Source organism: Salinadaptatus halalkaliphilus (assembly GCF_006543045.1).
Classification (GTDB): domain Archaea; phylum Halobacteriota; class Halobacteria; order Halobacteriales; family Natrialbaceae; genus Salinadaptatus; species Salinadaptatus halalkaliphilus.
In genome coordinates, this window is record NZ_RBZW01000058.1 from 189,873 (window position 1) to 207,905 (window position 18,033).

At 61.0% G+C, this 18,033-nt stretch carries 16 protein-coding genes; 10 read left to right on the forward strand and 6 right to left on the reverse strand.

Annotation, left to right across the window (positions count from 1 at the left end; all coding sequences use genetic code 11):
- The first annotated feature begins 82 nt into the window (after nucleotides 1–82).
- The 5 genes from D8Y22_RS17435 (at nucleotide 83) to D8Y22_RS17455 (ending at nucleotide 4,522) form a co-directional block, all read left to right on the forward strand.
- Nucleotides 83–448, forward strand: coding sequence for a hypothetical protein (locus tag D8Y22_RS17435; protein WP_141465963.1), 366 nt, complete (start codon nucleotides 83–85; stop codon nucleotides 446–448).
- A gap of 238 nt (nucleotides 449–686) precedes the next feature.
- Nucleotides 687–1,799 carry an ABC transporter substrate-binding protein gene (locus D8Y22_RS17440; protein WP_141465964.1) on the forward strand — a complete coding sequence of 371 codons (1,113 nt, stop codon included), beginning with the start codon at nucleotides 687–689 and terminating at the stop codon, nucleotides 1,797–1,799.
- Nucleotides 1,800–1,833: 34 nt separating this feature from the next.
- Entirely contained in the window at nucleotides 1,834–2,913 is a 1,080-nt protein-coding gene (locus D8Y22_RS17445; RefSeq protein WP_141465965.1) for an ABC transporter ATP-binding protein, read from the forward strand.
- Nucleotides 2,910–3,755: an ABC transporter permease gene (locus D8Y22_RS17450; protein WP_141465966.1), complete on the forward strand. Its 846-nt coding sequence runs from the start codon at nucleotides 2,910–2,912 to the stop codon at nucleotides 3,753–3,755. The genes D8Y22_RS17445 and D8Y22_RS17450 overlap by 4 nt, the downstream gene beginning before the upstream one ends.
- Nucleotides 3,752–4,522 (forward strand): ABC transporter permease, encoded by a 771-nt coding sequence (locus D8Y22_RS17455; protein WP_174811902.1) that lies wholly within the window; start codon nucleotides 3,752–3,754, stop codon nucleotides 4,520–4,522. The genes D8Y22_RS17450 and D8Y22_RS17455 overlap by 4 nt, the downstream gene beginning before the upstream one ends.
- On the opposite strand, the gene phoU is transcribed toward D8Y22_RS17455, so the two are convergent.
- Nucleotides 4,516–5,187, reverse strand: a complete 672-nt coding sequence (phoU, locus tag D8Y22_RS17460; RefSeq protein WP_141465967.1) for a phosphate signaling complex protein PhoU — start codon at nucleotides 5,185–5,187, stop codon at nucleotides 4,516–4,518. The genes D8Y22_RS17455 and phoU overlap by 7 nt on opposite strands.
- A 338-nt stretch (nucleotides 5,188–5,525) precedes the next feature.
- Between phoU and D8Y22_RS17465 the strand changes: the two genes are divergently transcribed.
- Together D8Y22_RS17465 and D8Y22_RS17470 are read left to right on the forward strand one after the other, a co-directional pair.
- Nucleotides 5,526–9,359, forward strand: coding sequence for a PAS domain-containing sensor histidine kinase (locus tag D8Y22_RS17465; RefSeq protein WP_141465968.1), 3,834 nt, complete (start codon nucleotides 5,526–5,528; stop codon nucleotides 9,357–9,359).
- A gap of 103 nt (nucleotides 9,360–9,462) precedes the next feature.
- Nucleotides 9,463–10,719, forward strand: coding sequence for a magnesium transporter (locus D8Y22_RS17470; protein WP_141465969.1), 1,257 nt, complete (start codon nucleotides 9,463–9,465; stop codon nucleotides 10,717–10,719).
- 346 nt (nucleotides 10,720–11,065) lie between these two features.
- Here the strand turns inward: D8Y22_RS17470 and D8Y22_RS17475 are convergent, their stop codons facing one another.
- Complete coding sequence (locus tag D8Y22_RS17475) at nucleotides 11,066–11,704, reverse strand: ferredoxin--NADP reductase (RefSeq protein WP_141465970.1); 639 nt, start codon at nucleotides 11,702–11,704, stop codon at nucleotides 11,066–11,068.
- A 307-nt stretch (nucleotides 11,705–12,011) separates the two neighbouring features.
- Between D8Y22_RS17475 and D8Y22_RS17480 the strand changes: the two genes are divergently transcribed.
- Together D8Y22_RS17480 and D8Y22_RS17485 are read left to right on the forward strand one after the other, a co-directional pair.
- Nucleotides 12,012–13,763, forward strand: a complete 1,752-nt coding sequence (locus tag D8Y22_RS17480) for a 2-oxoacid:acceptor oxidoreductase subunit alpha (RefSeq protein ID WP_141465971.1) — start codon at nucleotides 12,012–12,014, stop codon at nucleotides 13,761–13,763.
- On the forward strand, nucleotides 13,763–14,626 hold the full coding sequence (locus tag D8Y22_RS17485; RefSeq protein WP_141465972.1) for a 2-oxoacid:ferredoxin oxidoreductase subunit beta: 864 nt from the start codon (nucleotides 13,763–13,765) through the stop codon (nucleotides 14,624–14,626). Before D8Y22_RS17480 ends, D8Y22_RS17485 begins: the two co-directional genes overlap by 1 nt.
- A 173-nt stretch (nucleotides 14,627–14,799) precedes the next feature.
- On the opposite strand, the gene D8Y22_RS17490 is transcribed toward D8Y22_RS17485, so the two are convergent.
- The 3 genes from D8Y22_RS17490 to D8Y22_RS17500 are packed head-to-tail and all read right to left on the reverse strand — an operon-like array spanning nucleotide 14,800 to nucleotide 16,114.
- Nucleotides 14,800–15,396 carry a DUF655 domain-containing protein gene (locus D8Y22_RS17490; protein ID WP_141465973.1) on the reverse strand — a complete coding sequence of 199 codons (597 nt, stop codon included), beginning with the start codon at nucleotides 15,394–15,396 and terminating at the stop codon, nucleotides 14,800–14,802.
- A 45-nt stretch (nucleotides 15,397–15,441) separates the two neighbouring features.
- Nucleotides 15,442–15,798: an RNA polymerase Rpb4 family protein gene (locus D8Y22_RS17495; protein ID WP_141465974.1), complete on the reverse strand. Its 357-nt coding sequence runs from the start codon at nucleotides 15,796–15,798 to the stop codon at nucleotides 15,442–15,444.
- 7 nt (nucleotides 15,799–15,805) lie between these two features.
- Entirely contained in the window at nucleotides 15,806–16,114 is a 309-nt protein-coding gene (locus D8Y22_RS17500) for a 50S ribosomal protein L21e (protein ID WP_141465975.1), read from the reverse strand.
- A 259-nt stretch (nucleotides 16,115–16,373) separates the two neighbouring features.
- Here D8Y22_RS17500 and D8Y22_RS17505 point away from each other — a divergent pair, with 259 nt between their 5' ends.
- Nucleotides 16,374–17,519, forward strand: a complete 1,146-nt coding sequence (locus D8Y22_RS17505; RefSeq protein WP_141465976.1) for a thiolase family protein — start codon at nucleotides 16,374–16,376, stop codon at nucleotides 17,517–17,519.
- 55 nt (nucleotides 17,520–17,574) lie between these two features.
- On the opposite strand, the gene D8Y22_RS17510 is transcribed toward D8Y22_RS17505, so the two are convergent.
- Nucleotides 17,575–17,994, reverse strand: a complete 420-nt coding sequence (locus D8Y22_RS17510) for a VOC family protein (RefSeq protein ID WP_141465977.1) — start codon at nucleotides 17,992–17,994, stop codon at nucleotides 17,575–17,577.
- Between the last annotated feature and the right edge of the window lie 39 nt (nucleotides 17,995–18,033).

Below are 18,033 nucleotides of genomic sequence, written 5' to 3' on the forward strand. Positions count from 1 at the left end.
TGATACGGTTTACTGGAAGTCAGTTCCGGCGCACCCGCCGTCCGGGTCGCGGGCGCGCCGGTAAATCGGTACAGGAATCCGTATGAGCCGGTACGGCTCGCGTATCGCCGCCTTACAGCGCCGTGCCGAGCGCGACCGGACTGCCATCGAGCGAAAGGGATCGACGGCCTGTCCCGACGAACCGAGCGAGTTCCTTCGAGACGGGGCCGGACAGGCGGTCTGGCTCTACGTCGAAGCGCGCACCGGCGGTCGGCTCGTTCCGTTTTCCGCGGCCGAACTCGAGGCGCTGACCGACGCGATGAACGCCTGGCTCGAGTGTTACACTCGGTGTCACGGCGTCGACCTCGAGGCCGATTTCACCGTGCGGGAAGCGGCGGAACTGTTGCTCGAGACGCGAAATATCGACGATGTCGGCCAACTATTGACCGGAGTTCCATCCCGAGCGTAACGATTTCTTCGGTTCACACAGGGGAAAGCGTGAGCTGTCGCGCCGTATCACTGTGAGTTGCACGTAACAATTGCGCCAAGACTGTGGTTTATGGTTGTTATCTAATTCCACTAAATAGCTTCTCCTGTTTACTAGTCACTTAGTATAGTTAGATGTGGTTCGTATCTATGGGTGAAATCCTTCCAATACTCATATTGATCACGAAAGTTTAATGGGATGGCGGGATCACGGCTGTACTATGCGTGACGGACACACGGGAGCAAACCCCACGCGGAGTGTTTCACGACGAACGTATCTGCAACTCGGTGCTGGGGCCGGTGCTGTAGCGTTAGCAGGGTGTACCGGCGGTGGAAACGGTGGGGGAAGCGAGACGATCACCTACCTCAATCGGGGCGGCGTCATCCAGGACGCCGAACAGGCGGTCCTCGAGGAGTGGGAGGAAGAAAGCGGCATCGAGATCGAGTACCAGGCGGCCGCACAGGACACCGAGATGTTCGACCAAATCTCGGCGAACCCCGGCTCGTTCGATCTCGTTAGCCTCTCACCGTACGGCTACGCGCTGAACGAGGCGCATCCGGATTTCGCCGAGACCGATTATCTGGCCGACATCGACTACGACCAAGTACCGAACTACACGGACAACATCCAAGAGGAGTGGCGAGAGATCGAGTTCCTGCAAGGCCACGACAAAGGGTTGTTCTATCACATCTCGACACAGGGGCTGGGATACAACACCGAGGATGTCGGTGACATCTCCTCCTGGGAGGATATCAAAGACGACGACCTCGAGGGCGAGGTAACGCTGTTCGACAGCGCACCGACGCGCTTCGGTAACTGCTGTGCGGCGCTTGGCTACCAGCCTGCCGAGGTCGTCGAGGACGACGATATGTACGACGAAGTCGTCGCCGAGATGGAAGCCCAACACCAGAACGTCTACGACTACTGGATGGCCGGCAACGACTTCATGACGGATCTTCGGGAGGGTGAGGCAAGCGCCGCCTCGGCCTGGGGCGGTCGCGTCGAAGCGCTACACCACGACGGCCATCCGATGGCGTATACGGTCCCGGACGAAGGCTGTATCCAGTGGTCGGTCGCCTTTTCGATTCTCGAGGAGAGCGACATGAAAGAAGAGGTCTACGATCTGCTCAATTGGATCTACCAGGAAGACATCGCCATCGACATGGTCGAACAACACTACTACCCGATCCCGTTGGAAGGCGACCACGAGACGATGGAGGGACGGTTCGAATCGATGGATGCCGACGATGTCGTCTCCTTCGACTGGACGGCCGTCATGCCCCATCTCGCGGAGATCGAACAGACGTTCAACGAAATCAAGGCCGGAGCCTAGACTTCCCAACGCTGACGACGATTCTTACTGACACATGCTCGAAGTACACGGATTGACGAAAGCCTACGGGTCGCTCGTCGCCGTCGACGACCTCTCGTTCAAGATCGAACAGGGCGAGTTCGCGACGCTGCTCGGACCGAGTGGTTGTGGCAAAAGTACGACGCTGCACACGATCGCCGGCCTCAGGGCGGCCACCGAGGGATCGGTCTCCCTGCGGGGCGAGGACGTTACGAACGTGCCGACGGACGAACGCAACATCGGGTTCGTCTTCCAGCACTCGGCGCTGTTTCCCCACATGACTGCCCTCGAGAACATCACCTACGGTCTCGAGATGCAGGGATTCGAGGGCCGAGATCACGACGAACAGGCCCAGCGGTTCCTCGAGATGGTCCAACTCGGCGACCACGGTGATCACAAGCCAACCGAACTCTCCGGCGGCCAGCAACGGCGACTCTCGCTGGCACGTGCCCTGGCCTACGAGCCGGACATTCTGTTGCTCGACGAACCCCTGACCGGACTCGATCGCGTGCTCCGAGAGGACATGCGAAACGAGATCAAACAGATCCAACGCGAGGTCGACGTGACGACGTTACACGTCACCCACGATCAGGCCGAAGCGCTCTCGATGTCCGATCGCGTGATCGTCATGAACGACGGACAGAAAGAACAGGAGGGCTCGCCCAAAGAACTCTACCGAGCGCCCGATACCGAGTTCGTCGCCGAGTTCGTCGGCAAGTCGACGAAGTTCACCGGGACGGCGACCGCCCCCTCGAGTAGCGGCGACGGCCAGGTACTGGCGACCGACACCGCCGCCGTCAGCGTCGGCGACCGACGGATCGAGTTCGCGGATACGGACGATAGTGTCGACGAACAGGTCTCGCTGTACGTCCGGCCCGAACAGATCGACATCCGGAAGACGGGCCAGCAAACCGGGACGGCAAACGCGTTCGAGGCGACGGTGGCACACATCGAGTATCTCGGCCACCGAAACGAGATCGAAGCGACCCTCGAGGACGGAACGACGGTGACTGCCTACGCGGACGCGACGATCGATCTCGAGTTAGGCGAGGCGATAACGATCGAGTTCGATCCGTCGGACGTGATCGTGCTATGAGGACGATCACGGTGTCTTCGGCAGCGTTGCCACGACCGGTTCGCAGGTTCGTTTCGCCGCGGGTCTTGATCGGTATCGGCCTGCTGTGGCTCTCGGTGTTTTTCGTCGTTCCGGTCGTCTACCTGCTGTTCGAGAGTTTGAACTTCGGCGACGGCAGCCTGCTTGCAAACTACGAGCAGGCCCTGCAGGCAGTCTACCGGCAGGCGTTGTATCGGACGTTCGGCTACGCGTTACTGACGACGGTACTCACGCTGCTTTTGGGCTATCTAACGGCCTACTACATCGCGTTTAAATCGTCGCGGCCGTTCCTCCTGCTGACGTTAGTGTTGTTGCCGCTGTGGGTCGCGATCATCATCCGGTTTTTCGGCGTTCGACTCTTCTTTCTCTCGTCGGGGCCGGTCCAGCAACTGTTTGGCACCGATTTCGGGATCATGAACTCCCGAAACGGTGTTATCCTGGGGCTCATGAGCGCGCTGTTACCGTTTGCCGTACTGCCAATTTACAACTCGTTGCAATCGATCGACGACGAACTCATCCACGCCTCGCGCACGTTGGGTGCCGGGCAGTTCCAGACGCTTCGGTCGGTCATCTTCCCGCTTTCACTCTCCGGTGTCATCGCCGCGACGCTGTTCGTCTTTATTCTCGCCGCCGGTTCGTTCCTCGCGCCGGCGATCATGGGCGGGCCGAGCAACTTCATGATGGCAAACGTCATCGAGGAAGCACAGAGCTACAGCGTCTCCCTGGCCGCGGCGATGGCCGTCGTCTTTACCGGCTCGTTGCTGATCGTCATCGGGGCCTTCAATCACGTCGCGAACGTCTCGGAGGTGCTCGGTGATCTATGAACGAGCGACTCCAGAAACTCGCGTTCTCACCGCTCTTGGTGGTCGTCTACGCAATCTTGCTGCTTCCGGTCGTCATCGTCGTCCTCACGTCACTGACGGTCAACCAGGCGCCAACGATTCCCTCCGACGGCGTCAGTCTCGAGTGGTACGTTTCCCTGTTCCAGAACAGTCAGATGATCAGTGCGATTACGACGAGTACGATCGTCGGGATCTGTGCGGCCTTGCTGGCGGGAACGATGGGGACGATTACCGCCTTCGGATTCGTCAGAAGCGAGATACCCTACAAGGAATCGCTCGCGACGGTCATGCTGTTGCCCCTGATGATCTCGCCGGTCATCGTCGGGCTGGCACTGTTGCGGTTCGGCAGTCAGGTCGGCATCCCAACCGGCTACGTCCAGATCATCCTCGGCCACGCCGTACTCACCTTCCCGTTCGTCTTCCTCATCGTGCGCGCGCGACTGCTCACCTTCGACGACAGACTCGAGGCAGCCTCGCGGACGCTGGGTGCGAACAGTCTCGAGACGGTCTGTAACGTGACGCTGCCGATCCTGGCTCCGTCGATCGTCGCGGGGATGGTTATCGCGTTCGTCTTTTCCTTTGGCGAGTTTACCGCGACGCAGTTTCTCGTCTCGCCGGAGACGACGACCGTGCCGGTGATCATCTACACGCAGATCCAGACCGGACTCAGTCCGGAGATCAGCGCGCTGGCGACCGTCCTGGTCGCACTGGCGCTGGTCGCCGGCGCCCTCGGCGACCGGATTCAGTAAATCAGTTCGTCGTCGTTTTCGACCATGTACAGCGTTCGCGCGGCGATGTTGACCGCGTGATCGCCGACGCGTTCTAGATCCCGGATCGTCAGCAACAGCCGAGAGACGTCCTGAAGCAGGATTTCGACCTCCTGTGGGGAGTCGAGCTCGCGCTCGATCAGGTCTCGAACGACGATTTCGCTCGCGCGTTCGGCGAAGTGATCGAGATCGTCGTCGCGCTCGGCAAGCGCTCGACAGGCGTCGGTGTCTTCGGTATCGTAGGCGTCCATCGCGGTCTCGATCATCTCGAGGGTCAACTCGCCCATCTCTTGGACGTCGACATCGGGAAAGAGGTTCTCTTCGGCGTCTAAGGTGTACTCGCCGAGATTGACCGCGAGATCCGCGATGCGTTCTAAATCGGTGATAATCTTGAACGAGGCGGCGATAAATCGCAGGTCACTGGCGACGGGCTGTTGGAGCGCCAGCAGGTCGATACAGTCTTGCTCTAAGTCGAGATACATCCGGTTGATCTCGCCGTCGCCTTCGATAACCTCACGAGCGAGCGCTTCGTCTTTCTGCTCTAAGGCGTCGAGACCGACGCGAAGCCGTTCCATCACGACCTCGCTCATGTAGAGGATATCCTCGCGGAGTTCCGCGAGCTGTTCTTGATAGGATTTCCGAGCCATGGTGGTGGCACCTGTACGTGGAACAATATAACTTGTGCTCGCCGCGAAATCGCCGGGCTGACCATCCGCACCGACGGTCCCCTCGGTGTGATAGCAAGTGACCAACGGTGGTCGAACCACGATTGATACGGATTGCTGTAACGATTTACCGGCGCAACCGCCGTCCGGGTCGCAGTTGCGCCGGCAATGACTTACAGTAAACCGTATGACGGGACGGTCTCTCGAACCGATATACCAGTGGCCTCCCAAGAGGTCGCGGTTCCACGGCACGGCCTACAATAGTCCGGAGGATCGTCGACCGGCGTGGTGTTTATCCGGGAGAAAGCCCACCGGATACCATGGGAAATGGAGCGACGGACGGCGAACAGGCGTTCTGGGGGGACGCCGCCGACGACATCGCGCGCGAGCGCTACCAAACGCTCGTTGATGCGATCGACGACGGCATCTACCAGCTCGACCGAAGGGGTCGATTCGTCGCCGTCAACGATATCGTCCTCGAGATGACGGGGTACGATCGGTCGGAACTGATCGGCGAACCCGCAACGCGAGTGCTCGCGAGCGAGGACCGCTCGCGAGTCGAGCGAGAGCTGCGCCAACAGATCGCCACCGGCGAGCCGTGCGATACCGTCGGACTCGAGGTCGAAACCGCCGAGGGTGACTGGATTCCAGTCGAGGTTCGACCGTCGGTACTCGAAGAGAACGGCGAGTTCGCCGGCAGTATCGGCGTCGCTCGGGACGTTTCCAACCGACGCCAGCAGAGTGAACATCTCGAAGACGCCCGAGAATCCTACGAGACGATCACGAATGTTCTTGACGAGGCCGATATCGGCGTGTTCGTCCTCGACGACGAGTTCGATATCGCCTGGGTCGACGAGACGATCGAGGAGTACTTCGGCCTCGATCGATCGGCACTGCTCGGTCGCGACAAACCTACCGTACTCGACGACGAGATCGCCGGGGTGTTCGAGGAGTCAGCACGGTTCAGAGACACTGTGCGTGCATCCTACGAGGACAACAGCTACGTCGAACGGTTCGAGTGTCGCGTGACCGCAGGCGACGACCGCGAGGAACGCTGGCTCGAGCACCGGAGTCAACCGATCGAATCGGGCCAGTACGCGGGCGGTCGCGTCGAGCTCTACTACGACATCACCGACCGAAAGCGATCGGAAACCGCGCTGCGCGAGAGCGAAGCACAGTTTCAGACGATGATCGATGCGGTCGAAGAGTACGCCATCTTTCGGTTAGACCGCCAGGGCCGCGTGATCAGTTGGAACGAGGGTGCCCGACGGATCAAAGGGTACGAGCGCGAGGAGATTCTCGGGGACTACGTCTCGACGTTCTACACGGAGTCGGATCGGGCAGCCGGGATTCCCGAAACCAATCTCGAGCGGGCCGACGAGACCGGGTCGGCGGAAGACGCAGGCTGGCGCGTGCGACGGGACGGCAGTCGCTTCTGGGCCAACGTCACGATCACGGCGGTCCGAGACGACGACGGGACCCACCGCGGCTACGTGAAAGTCACCCGCGACATGACCGACCGCCGGGAGCGCGAGCAGAAGCTTCAACGCGAACGCGATCTGATCGATCGGATCCTCGAGGTGAGTCCCGTCGGTATCGTGGTGTTCGACGACGGGGGCGACCCCGTCAGGTGCAACGATCGCAGTGACGACCTCCTCGACATCGAGACGTCGACGACGGCGAACGGATCGGAGACAATCAGCGATGTCAGCTTCGATGGAACCGTCTTCGACGATCGCGGGCGGCGACTCACGCCGTCTGCGTACCCCGTCAGGCAAACGATCGAGACTGGAGAGCCGACCCTGGATCGAGTACTCCGCATCGATCGCTCCGACGGGAGCCAGCAGTGGCTCGTCACGAGCGCCGTCTCGATCGAGGACGACGATCAGGGCGATCGAACCGTCGCCATCGTCGAAGACGTGACGCCGATCAAGCGCCGCGAAGTCGAACTCGAGAGCGAACTCGAGGCGACCGTCAACCGGATCACCGACGCCTTTTACGCGCTGGACGACGACTGGACGTTCACATACGTCAACGATCGCGCGCGGGCGTTGATCGACGTCGAGGACCAGGGACTGCTCGGGGAGAACATCTGGGATGTCTTCGAGTGGGGTGCCGACTCGAAACTCCGCGAGGAGTACGAGCGGGCGATGGAAACCCAGGATGCCACCTCGTTCGAACTCTACTATCCCGCACCGCTGGAAACGTGGTTCGACATTCACGCCTATCCGTCCGAAACTGGCCTGTCCGTCTACTTCCGAGACATCTCCGAGCGGAAAGAACGCGACCGAGAACTGCTCGAGTCCGAACGCCGACACCGGACGCTTGCAGAGTACTTTCCGAACGGGATCGTGACGCTGTTCGATCACGATCTCGAGTATACGCTGGCAGCTGGACAGGGCTTCGACAGGATACCGGTCGATCCCGACGATCTCGAGGGGGAAACCGTGAGAGACGCCTGGCCCGCCGAAACTGCAGACGTACTCGAGCCCGCTCTCGAGTCCGCTCTCGACGGCAGCGAGGAGACGATCGAACTCGAGTACGCCGAGCAGGAGTGGCAGATCCGGTCGGTGCCGATTACCGACGAGCAAGGGGCGATCTTCGCCGGCATGACGATGGCCCAGGATATCACCGAACAGAAAGAACGAGAGCGGTACCTCGAAGACGCCAAATCCCAGCTCGAGGCCGCGACCGAGGCCGGGGCGGTCGGTACCTGGGAGTGGCACGTCGACTCGGATACGTTCGTCGCCGATCGCTCGTTCGCCAAGACCTTCGGTATCGATCCGGAGACGGCTCGCGAGGGCGTCCCGATTGACCGACTGCTCTCGTCGATACACGAGGATGACCGCGCGCGAGTCGAGGCGCAGATCGAGGACGCTGTCGACAGCTGTGGCGAGTACGAATCCGAGTATCGCGTCCGGAACGGTGACGGCGAGCTCCGGTGGGTCGTCGCGCGCGGTCACGTCGAGTGTGACGACGACAGCGAGTCCGTGACGTTCCCAGGCGCGTTGACCGACATCACGGAGCGAAAGCGCGCCGAGATCGCGCTCGAGGAGAGTCGCAAACAGCTCGAGACGCTGTTCGACGTCCTCCCGATCGGCGTCGTCGTCGCGAACCAGGACGGCGAGGTGACCAAAGCGAACAACACCGCGACGGAGATTTGGGGTGGCGAGTACTTTCACAGCGGCTCCGTCTCACCCTACGAGCGACAGACGGGGGTGTGGGCCGACTCCGGCGAACCGGTCGCACCCGAGGAGTGGACCCTCGCACAGGTCCTCGAGGGATCGGCCGTTACCGATCCGAACGTCTACGAGATCGAGACCGCCGACGGCGACCGACGGATCATCATGGAACACGGGATGCCGATCGTCGACGGGGACGGCGCGGTCAGCCGGGCCGTTGTCACGATGACCGAGATCACCGAACGACGCGAGTATCAGCGGCGACTCGAGCAGACGATCGACCAGGTCGAGGCCTCGAACGAACGTCTCGAACACTTCGCCTACGCCGCCTCCCACGACCTCCAGGAGCCGCTGCGGATGGTCTCGAGTTACCTCCAGTTGATCGAGAACCGGTACGGCGACGAACTCGACGCGGACGGTCAGGAGTTCCTCGAGTTCGCCGTCGACGGTGCCGACCGCATGCGCGAGATGATCGACGGGCTGCTAGCGTACTCCCGCGTCGAGACACAAGGTGAGCCGTTCGAGCCGACCGATCTCGAACGCGTGATCGGAGACGTGCTCGACGATCTGCAGGTCCAGATCCGGGAGACCGGTGCCGAGGTTACCACCGAATCGCTCCCGACGGTCGATGGCGACTCGAACCAGCTGCGACAGCTTTTCCAAAATCTGCTGTCGAATGCGCTCGAGTACAGCGGCGACGAGCCGCCACGCGTCCACATCGACGCCGAACGAAACGGGTCACAGTGGACGATCGCGGTCGAAGACGAAGGGATCGGCATCGATCCAGCCGACCAGGATCGAATCTTCGAGGTGTTCCAGCGCCTACACAGCCGTGATTCTTACACCGGAACGGGGATCGGATTGGCGCTGTGCCAACGGATCGCCGAACGCCACGGCGGTACCGTTCGGGTCGAGTCGACCCCCGGTGAGGGATCAACGTTTCTGGTATCGTTGCCGGCGATCGAGGGATGACCACGTGGGCTTTCGCCTCGCTACCGCTGTAACGACTGTTGATGTCGTGTTTTCACGATACGCTATCGGTTGTGTTTTACTGCCTGATTTATTTGATCTGCATATGACTCGGCAGACGGGCCTACAGGAAGCAATTGCGGTAGATCCGGAGCCGTCGGATCCGTTCACAGACTTGCCACTGAACGAGTGGAGAGAGGTGTTCTTCCGACTCACCGAAGACGTAAAAGAACACCTTATAGCTGATATGGGTCGGTCGGAACTGGAGACGTTTATCGCCCGGCTCGATCCGGACGAGGTGACGGACGTTCTCGGGTACACTGACGAGGAGACACGTGAAGCGCTGCTCGCGACGCTCGATAGCGAACGCCGCGAGAAAATCAACTTCTTACTCTCGTTCGACCCTGAAAGTGCAGCCGGGGTGATGAGCCTCGATTACGTCACCGTCGATGAAAGGCGGGACTTCTCGGAAGTGATCGAACGCGTTCGTCGGTTCGAAGAGAGAAGGGGACAGGTTCCGACGATCTTCGTTACTGACGATGAGGAATTACGAGGCGAACTCCCCGGCGCAGCGCTGTCCGTGGCCGATCCCGAAACCGAGGCGATCAGCGACTACGTTCAAGAGACACCGCACGTCCGGTACGACCACGATGACGAAGCGGTTCTCGAGGTCTTCAAGCAAAACCGTGAGCGGTCCGTTGCCGTGCTCGATGAAGAGGAAGACATCCTCGGCGTGATTCACGCCGAGGACCTGTTACGGCTGCTCGAAGAGGCACGGGGGCAAACGCTCTACGAGTTTACCGGGGTCGCTGAAGAAGAGAGTGTTCTCGACGGTCCTGGAACGAAGGTACGGCGACGATACAAGTGGTTGATTCTCAACCTCGGAACGGCGTTTATGGCTGCAGCGGTGGTTGGGTTGTTCGAGTCAACCATCGCTGCTGTCGCCATCTTAGCAGCGTACATGCCGGTCGTCGCTGGGATGGGTGGCAATGCTGGCACACAGGCGATGGCGGTCACGGTCCGCGGGATTTCACTCGATGAGGTGTCACTCAACACTGGCAAGCGTGTCATTTTCAACGAAGTCGTTGCCGGTGCCGTCAACGGGCTGATTACCGGTGTGCTCGTCGCCGTGATCGCCATCGCCTTTTCGTTCGGCGAATTTGGCCTCTTACTCGGGGCCGTTATTGGCATCTCAATGGTCGCAAATCTCGTGATCGCAGGCTTTTTCGGTGCCATTACGCCGCTGTTACTCGACCGGGTAGGATTCGATCCAGCCACGTCTGCGACGATCTTCATCACGACGGCGACCGATGTGCTGGGCTTTTTCGTTTTCCTCGGATTAGCCCAGGCAGTCCTGTTGTAAGCGCTGCTAGTACCGTTCCGTTCCAACCGTCGACTGCTGGGTCGAACCAGTTGGCGGGTGTCGGTTCGACCCAGCAGTGCAGGCTTGGGAAGCCACTAGCAAACACCTGTCACTGCTGTGCTTGGCCGATCTGGTGGCTCCAACCTGCCCTCTATGCGAGAGAAGTGCGGTGTACCCAGGAATATGTCAGTCTAAATAGGATGAAAAGAAGATCATGTGAATCGTCCTCTGATACGGATTGTTGTAGCGTTTTACCGGTGATCACCGACCCCGTCCGGGTGATCACCGGTAAAGAACTACAGCGGTCCGTATGACGCCCTATAGTCCGGACGAAAGCGACGGATCGTCAGCCGAAGTTTTCGATCAGTGCGTCGTCACTGTCGCCGCCGGCAGCGTCGATTTCGTCCGCGACGGTTCTGACGAACTCCGCGAATCCGAACGCGTAGATCTGGCCGTCGCCGACGTGGGTTTCGATCGCATCTGCGAGTTCGCCGTCGTCATCGCTCTCGAGGACGTGGACAGTTGCACCGTCGGCCTTGAGAGCCTCGAGCCGGTCGGTGTGTGCCGGCTCGTCGTCCTGGTAGACGACGACCGCGTCGTAGCCTGTCGCTGTGGCGGCTTCGGCGATAGAGACGGCGGGACCGACACCCGGTCCGCCCGCGACGGCGACGACATCGCGGTCGCGCTCGTAGGTAATTTCGCCGAACGGTCCCTCGACGTGGACCGTATCACCGGGTTCACGCTCGGCGAGCCAGGGTGAGAGATCACCGTCCGGATCGATGCCGACCGTGAGTTCGAACGTCTCACCGACCGACGGCGAGGAAAGCGTGTAGTGGCGCGCGAGTTCTTCGTCCGCGGGCGAAGCCCGCAGCAGGACGAACTGTCCGGGCAGCGCATCGAACGCTGTGGGCGTCTCGAGCTCGAGTGCAACGGTTGCTGGGCCGACGTCGCGTACCGATTCGACGGTGACTGGCGTCCCCTCCATGAGTAAGACGTTCGGGGGCTGATTGAAAAGGCGTTCCGTTCTGTCCGTCATCGACCGGTTCGGGGTACGGAACGTCGGTTCGATTCGTCGTCTGTGACTGATTCATGAGAGGTATCGTGTGACCTGCCCGAGAGGCCGACGCATGCTTGCAATTTTTGCCAGGCGCGTTGTTGTTGGGTTTCTTCGACAAACTCCATAATGATTAATGAAACTGTCCTCCTGCCTCGGACATATCACCCACCGAACGGACGATCCGGTTGGGTTTTCAGAAGCCTTTTCATTTACTGGGGGCAAGGTTCGGCATAACATGGCTGAGGACCTCAACTGGGCGGTTGGAGGCGAGGCCGGAGACGGTATCGACTCCACCGGGAAGATCTTTGCTCAGGCACTCGCCAGAGCCGGGCGCCACGTATTCACGTCGAAAGATTTCGCCTCACGAATCCGTGGCGGCTACACCGCCTACAAGATTCGGACGGCGGTCGAGGATGTCCAGAGCGTCGTCGACAGACTCGACATCCTCGTCGCACTAACCCAGCGAACGATCGACGAGAACGTCGACGAACTTCACGACGGCAGCGCGATCATCTACGACGGCGAACGCTCCTGGGAGGCCGACATTCCCGACGGCGCTACCGCTGTCGACGTCCCGCTGAAGTCACTGGCCGAAGAGGCTGGCGGGGCGATCATGCGCAACATCGTCGCGCTCGGTGCCGCCTGCGAGATCACCGGCTTCGACGTGGAATACCTCGACGAAGCCCTCGAGAAACGCTTCGGTGGCAAGGGATCGAAGATCGTCCAGAACAACAAAGCGGCCGCCCGTGCGGGACAGGAGTACGTCCAGGCGAACTACGATCTGGATCTGGGGTACGATCTCGAGGTCACCGACGAGGACTACGTCCTGTTGAACGGCAACGAGGCGATCGGCATGGGTGCACTCGCTGCCGGCTGTCGCTTCTACGCCGGATATCCGATCACGCCCGCGACGTCCATCATGGAGTACCTGACGGGCCGCATCGAAGAGTACGGCGGCCACGTCGTCCAGGCCGAGGACGAACTCTCCGCGATCAACATGGCACTCGGTGCCGCACGCGGCGGCGCGCGATCGATGACCGCAACGTCGGGTGCCGGGGTCGACCTCATGACCGAAACGTTCGGTCTCGTCGCAACCAGCGAAACGCCGCTGGTCATCACCGACGTCCAGCGCTCGGGCCCCTCGACCGGGATGCCGACGAAGCAGGAACAGGGCGATCTCAACATGGCGTTGTACGCCGGTCACGGTGAAGTCCCGCGATTCGTCGTCGCACCCACGACGATCACCGAGTGTTTCTGGAAGACGATCAAGGCGTTCAACCTGGCCGAGAAGTACAATACGCCGGTGTTCCTCGTCTCCGATCTGGCGATGTCCGTCACCGAGCAGACGTTCCCGCCGGAAGCCTTCGACATGGACGATGTCGAGATCGACCGTGGGAAACTCGTCGACGATGATGGTGTCGACGAGTGGCTCGACTCTCAGGGTCGATTCCGCGCCCACGCCGTCACCGACGACGGCGTCAGCCCGCGTGCCAAACCCGGCACCGTCGACGGCGCCCACATGTCCACCGGACTCGAGCACGACGAACTCGGTCGCCGAACCGAAGCGCAGGACGAACGCGTTCGACAGGTCGACAAGCGCAACCGCAAGGTCGAGACGGCTAAAAATACAGAGGAGTGGGAGTACCGCGACTTCGGCGATCCCGACGCCGATAACCTCGTCATCTCGTGGGGGTCGAACGAGGGCGCACTCGTCGAAGCCCTCGAGTACTTAGAGGACGACGGGATCGACGTTCGCGTGATCTCAGTCCCATACATCTTCCCGCGACCGGATCTGACCGAGGAGATCGAGGCCGCCGAGGAGACCATCGTCGTCGAGTGTAACGCGACGGGACAGTTCGCAGACGTGATCGAACACGACACACTTACTCGCGTCAAGCGCATCAACAAGTATACCGGCGTCCGCTTCAAGGCGGACGAACTCGCCGAAGAGATCACCGACCAACTCTCCGAAGAGGTGCCTGCATAATGAGCTCCGACGTCAGATTCACAGACTTCAAATCCGACAAGCAACCGACCTGGTGTCCCGGCTGCGGTGACTTCGGGACGATGAACGGTATGATGAAAGCCCTCGCGGGAACGGGCAACGATCCCGACAACACGTTCGTCGTGGCCGGCATCGGCTGTTCCGGCAAGATCGGGACCTACATGCACAGCTACGCGCTGCACGGCGTCCACGGCCGCGCGCTCCCGGTCGGCACCGGCGTCAAGATGGCCCGTCCCGATATCGAGGTCATGGTCGCCGGCGGCGACGGCGACGGCTACTCGATCGGTGCCGGTCACTTCGTCCACGCCGTCCGTCGAAACGTCGACATGTCCTACGTCGTCATGGACAACCGCATCTACGGCCTGACGAAGGGCCAGGCCTCGCCGACCTCGCGGTCTGACTTCGAAACCTCGACGACCCCCGAAGGTCCACAGCAGCCACCGGTCAACCCGCTTGCCCTCGCGTTGGCATCGGGTGCGACCTTCATCGCCCAGTCGTTTGCCTCCGACGCTCTGCGCCACCAGGAGATCGTCGAGGCGGCCATCGAACACGACGGCTTCGGCTTCGTCAACGTCTTCAGTCCGTGTGTCACGTTCAACGACGTCGACACCTACGACTACTTCCGCGACACGCTGGTCGACTTAGAGGAAGCGGGTCACGACCCGAACGACTACGAGTCCGCTAAAGAGGTCATCCTGGACGCGGACAAGGAGTATCAGGGCGTGATGTATCAGGACGAGCAATCGGTCCCGTACCACGAACAACACGGCGTCACCGAAGATATGTCCGAGATTCCCGATGGCGCTCCCGAGGACGCGATGGATCTCGTCCGCGAGTTCTACTAACGCTGTAGATCCGTTGGTTTCCGTTTTTTGTCGATGCTGCCCCCTCGTTACCCACGTGCTTTCCTTACTGCGCGACGGATTGGGTATCGAGCAACGAGAGATGTCGGAATCTGGAGGTAGGTGAACGAAACGCGAGTTCTTCGACCTCCCGTAAAAAGGATACCACCCGCCAGCTACTGGTTCTGTTCCTGCTCGTTCCGGCCGACGAACGTCTGATACTTCAGATCGTCGTCACGCAGTTCCTCGATGATGCGTTCGACGAGAATCTCGTCGGGGTCGTGCAGCCCGGAAACGCGCTCCGAAAGCTCCTCGAAGCTCTCGAAGGACTTTCGTTTTCGCTCGTCGAGGATGCCGTTACGGAGTTTCTTCCCGATTCCCGGCAACAGATTCAGCTGGTGAAGCCGAAGTGTGATCGGCTGTGCATCGTTGTAGAAGTCGACGAATCGATCTTCGTTTTCCTCGACTAAGTCGGCGACGACGTACTCCAGTTCGGATTTGGCACCCGAAGAGAGATCGCCGTACTCGACCTCGCGACACTCGAGGACGACCTCGCGCGCATCCACCGGTGCGACCGTCACCTCGCTCCCGATAGTCAGTCGTTCCTCCTCGTCGAAGGCGACCTCGTACAGCGTGAAGTCGTCGATTCCGAGGGCGTAACCGGCGGGAGACTTCTCGTATTGAGGTCGCGCGTCGTCGGAGAGACCGTGCGCGAGATAATCCAACACGACCGCGCGCCGGGCATCTGTCCCGTCGCTGTCCGCTTCGCTCATTGACTGACGGTACGTGAACGGCGTACTTAAAGAGTCGGCTCGCTTTCAGGCGTACTTCGCGACGACATCTAAAATCTCGTCGAGTTCGTCCCCGGACAACGAGTATCGTTGCTGTGCGTACACCGATCGAAGCTCGTCTCGATTCCGCGGCAACAGATTCGCGATCTTGTAGGCTGTCGGTTCGTCAACTTTCTCTACGTCCTCGAGTTCGTCGACCAAGTCCTGGGCCTCCGCTGGCTCCAGGGTGGTGAATCGGTTGACGTGTTCGATCGCTCGAGCGAGTTCGTAGCGCAGCTCCCGATCCTCGTCGAGTGCGCGTTCGGCTTCGATGTCGGCGAGCAGCTCCTTCGTTTCCGAGACCGTGAGGAACTCCTCGTCGACGATCTCCTTGAAGATCGTCATACTGGGTTCAGACGCGATCTTCGGCTCGGTCCTGGGCGCGCATGTGGGCTGCCGTGACGATCAGCGTCTTGTCTTTCCCGCCGTCGTTGATGCGGACTTTGAACGCGTTGCCCTGGGTGCCGACGACCTCGCCGGTGAGCCCGTCGAACCGTGGGTGGAAGCGTCCCTTGTGGATGCTCGGGTCGATCTTGAGGTGGACCTTCTCGCCTTCCTCGTACTGCTGAATCGCACGCTGTGGCGGCGATCCGCCGCGGTCTCGAGGATCGTTTGCAAGCTTGTTCCGGGTTCCTTGCCGAGGGCCATTAGAGTGGGGCATAGTCGTACAACGCCGTTAGCCAGTGACGGTTATAAAACACACGTATTCCGACAGCGAGCGGGTCCCCAGCCGTGTGGGTAGCCGGTCTTCGTCCCGTTCCGACCGCCGACTGGTGAGCGACATCGATACCCACCGAATGATTTCGCTCACCAGTGCAGGTGTGGGACGCCACTGGAACCGCCGCCGTCAGCTAACCGACCGCCGTCGATGGATTTCCGAATCACGTATCTATTAGTATAGTCAAAGATTGTGATGAATCATGACCGATACGACACCGGTTTTGGTAAGCGCAGTCCGGACGGCCCAGGGAAAAGAAGACGGCGCGCTCGCAGACATGCGAAGCGAGGACCTCTCGATTCCGCTCGTCGACGCGATGCTCGAGGAAACGGGCCTCGATGGCGATCAGATCGACGACCTGATGTGGGGCTGTGCCCAGCAACGCGGCGAACAACGGACCAACATCGCCCGCCAGATCGCGCTCTTTTCGGAGCTCGGCGAGAACGTGCCGGCGACGACGGTCGACCGCCAGTGTGCGTCCTCCGCACAGGCGATCATTAGCGCGGCGGACTCGATCGCGGCAGGTCGCCATCAGGCCGTCTTCGCCGGCGGCGTCGAGAGTATGAGTCGTGTCAAGATGGGGGCAGCAAGCAGCGGCGACATGCATCCGAAACTCGACGAGAAGTACGGCATGGAGAACCTCGCGATGGGCGTCACCGCCGAAAAAGTCGCCGAGAAGTACGATGTCAGCCGCGAAGAACAGGACGCCTACGGCGCACGGAGCCAGCAACGAGCCGTCGAAGCGACCGAAGAGGGCCGCTTCGACGAGGAAATCGTCCCGATCGAGACCGACGACGGCATCCACGACGAGGACGAGGGACTTCGGCCGGGAACGACCGCCGAGAAACTCGCCGAGTTGCCGACCGTCTTCAAGGAAGACGGCACCGTCACCCCCGGCACCGCCTCCCAGATCGCCGACGGCGCGGCCGGCGTTTTGTTGACTAGCCGCGAGTTCGCCGACGAACAGGACCTCGAGGTCCTCGCGGAAGTCGGCACCAGCTACGTCGCCGGCGTCGACCCGACCGTCATGGGGATCGGCCCGGTGCCCGCAACCGAAGGCCTGCTCGAGCGTGCGGGTCGTGACATCGACGACTACGGACTGGTCGAGATCAACGAAGCCTTCGCGAGCCAGACGATCTACTCTCAGCACGAACTCGGCATTCCGGACGATCGACTCAACGTCAACGGCGGCGCAATCGCCATCGGCCACCCGCTCGGTGCCTCGGGGGCGCGTCTGCCAGTGACGCTCGTCCACGAGATGCGTCGCCGGGGCGTCGAACGCGGGATCGCCACCGAGTGTGTCGGCTTCGGACAGGGTGCGGCGATCGAGTTTAGCCTCCCCGAGTAATCCCGAGTCGAGTCCGCTCGAGGGGCGTCGTCCTCAGCGCAGTTCGACGAGACGATCAGGCCTCGAGCAGTTCGACGAGATTCTGTTCCGGGTCCCGGAGAAAGCAGATCGTGGTGCCGCTGTCGGTCGTTCTGGGCTCGCTCAACGTGTCGACATCGTCGGGTAACCCGGCGACGAAATTCTCGAGATCGTCGACGGTGAGTCCGATGTGGATCGCACCCGCCTGATTGAGGCCAGTTGCAGGGGAAGCGCGGGCCTCGGGATCGTACTCGACGAGCTCGATCCGACAGTCGTCGGCTTCGAGGTGGGCAAATTCGCCGCGTGCACGCTCGATGTCGACCGCTTCGGCGAAGGCCTCGCCACCGACGGCGAATCGATCGACGACCTCGAGGCCGAGGACATCCCGATAGAAGGGGAGTACGGCCTCGAGGTCGCTGACGGTGATTCCGACGTGATGTGCGGTAGGATCTGTCACGGGTGATACTCGTCGGGCCGGCTGGGAAAGCGTTCCGTC

Coding starts and splice junctions, on each gene's coding strand:
- D8Y22_RS17455 (WP_174811902.1), top strand. CDS start 3,752: ATGAACGAGCGACTCCAGAAACTCGCGTTCTCACCGCTCTTGGTGGTC.
- D8Y22_RS17475 (WP_141465970.1), bottom strand. CDS start 11,704: ATGGAGGGGACGCCAGTCACCGTCGAATCGGTACGCGACGTCGGCCCA.
- D8Y22_RS17435 (WP_141465963.1), top strand. CDS start 83: ATGAGCCGGTACGGCTCGCGTATCGCCGCCTTACAGCGCCGTGCCGAG.
- D8Y22_RS17490 (WP_141465973.1), bottom strand. CDS start 15,396: ATGAGCGAAGCGGACAGCGACGGGACAGATGCCCGGCGCGCGGTCGTG.
- phoU (WP_141465967.1), bottom strand. CDS start 5,187: ATGGCTCGGAAATCCTATCAAGAACAGCTCGCGGAACTCCGCGAGGAT.
- D8Y22_RS17450 (WP_141465966.1), top strand. CDS start 2,910: ATGAGGACGATCACGGTGTCTTCGGCAGCGTTGCCACGACCGGTTCGC.
- D8Y22_RS17465 (WP_141465968.1), top strand. CDS start 5,526: ATGGGAAATGGAGCGACGGACGGCGAACAGGCGTTCTGGGGGGACGCC.
- D8Y22_RS17485 (WP_141465972.1), top strand. CDS start 13,763: ATGAGCTCCGACGTCAGATTCACAGACTTCAAATCCGACAAGCAACCG.
- D8Y22_RS17500 (WP_141465975.1), bottom strand. CDS start 16,114: ATGCCCCACTCTAATGGCCCTCGGCAAGGAACCCGGAACAAGCTTGCA.
- D8Y22_RS17505 (WP_141465976.1), top strand. CDS start 16,374: ATGACCGATACGACACCGGTTTTGGTAAGCGCAGTCCGGACGGCCCAG.
- D8Y22_RS17495 (WP_141465974.1), bottom strand. CDS start 15,798: ATGACGATCTTCAAGGAGATCGTCGACGAGGAGTTCCTCACGGTCTCG.
- D8Y22_RS17445 (WP_141465965.1), top strand. CDS start 1,834: ATGCTCGAAGTACACGGATTGACGAAAGCCTACGGGTCGCTCGTCGCC.
- D8Y22_RS17480 (WP_141465971.1), top strand. CDS start 12,012: ATGGCTGAGGACCTCAACTGGGCGGTTGGAGGCGAGGCCGGAGACGGT.
- D8Y22_RS17470 (WP_141465969.1), top strand. CDS start 9,463: ATGACTCGGCAGACGGGCCTACAGGAAGCAATTGCGGTAGATCCGGAG.
- D8Y22_RS17440 (WP_141465964.1), top strand. CDS start 687: ATGCGTGACGGACACACGGGAGCAAACCCCACGCGGAGTGTTTCACGA.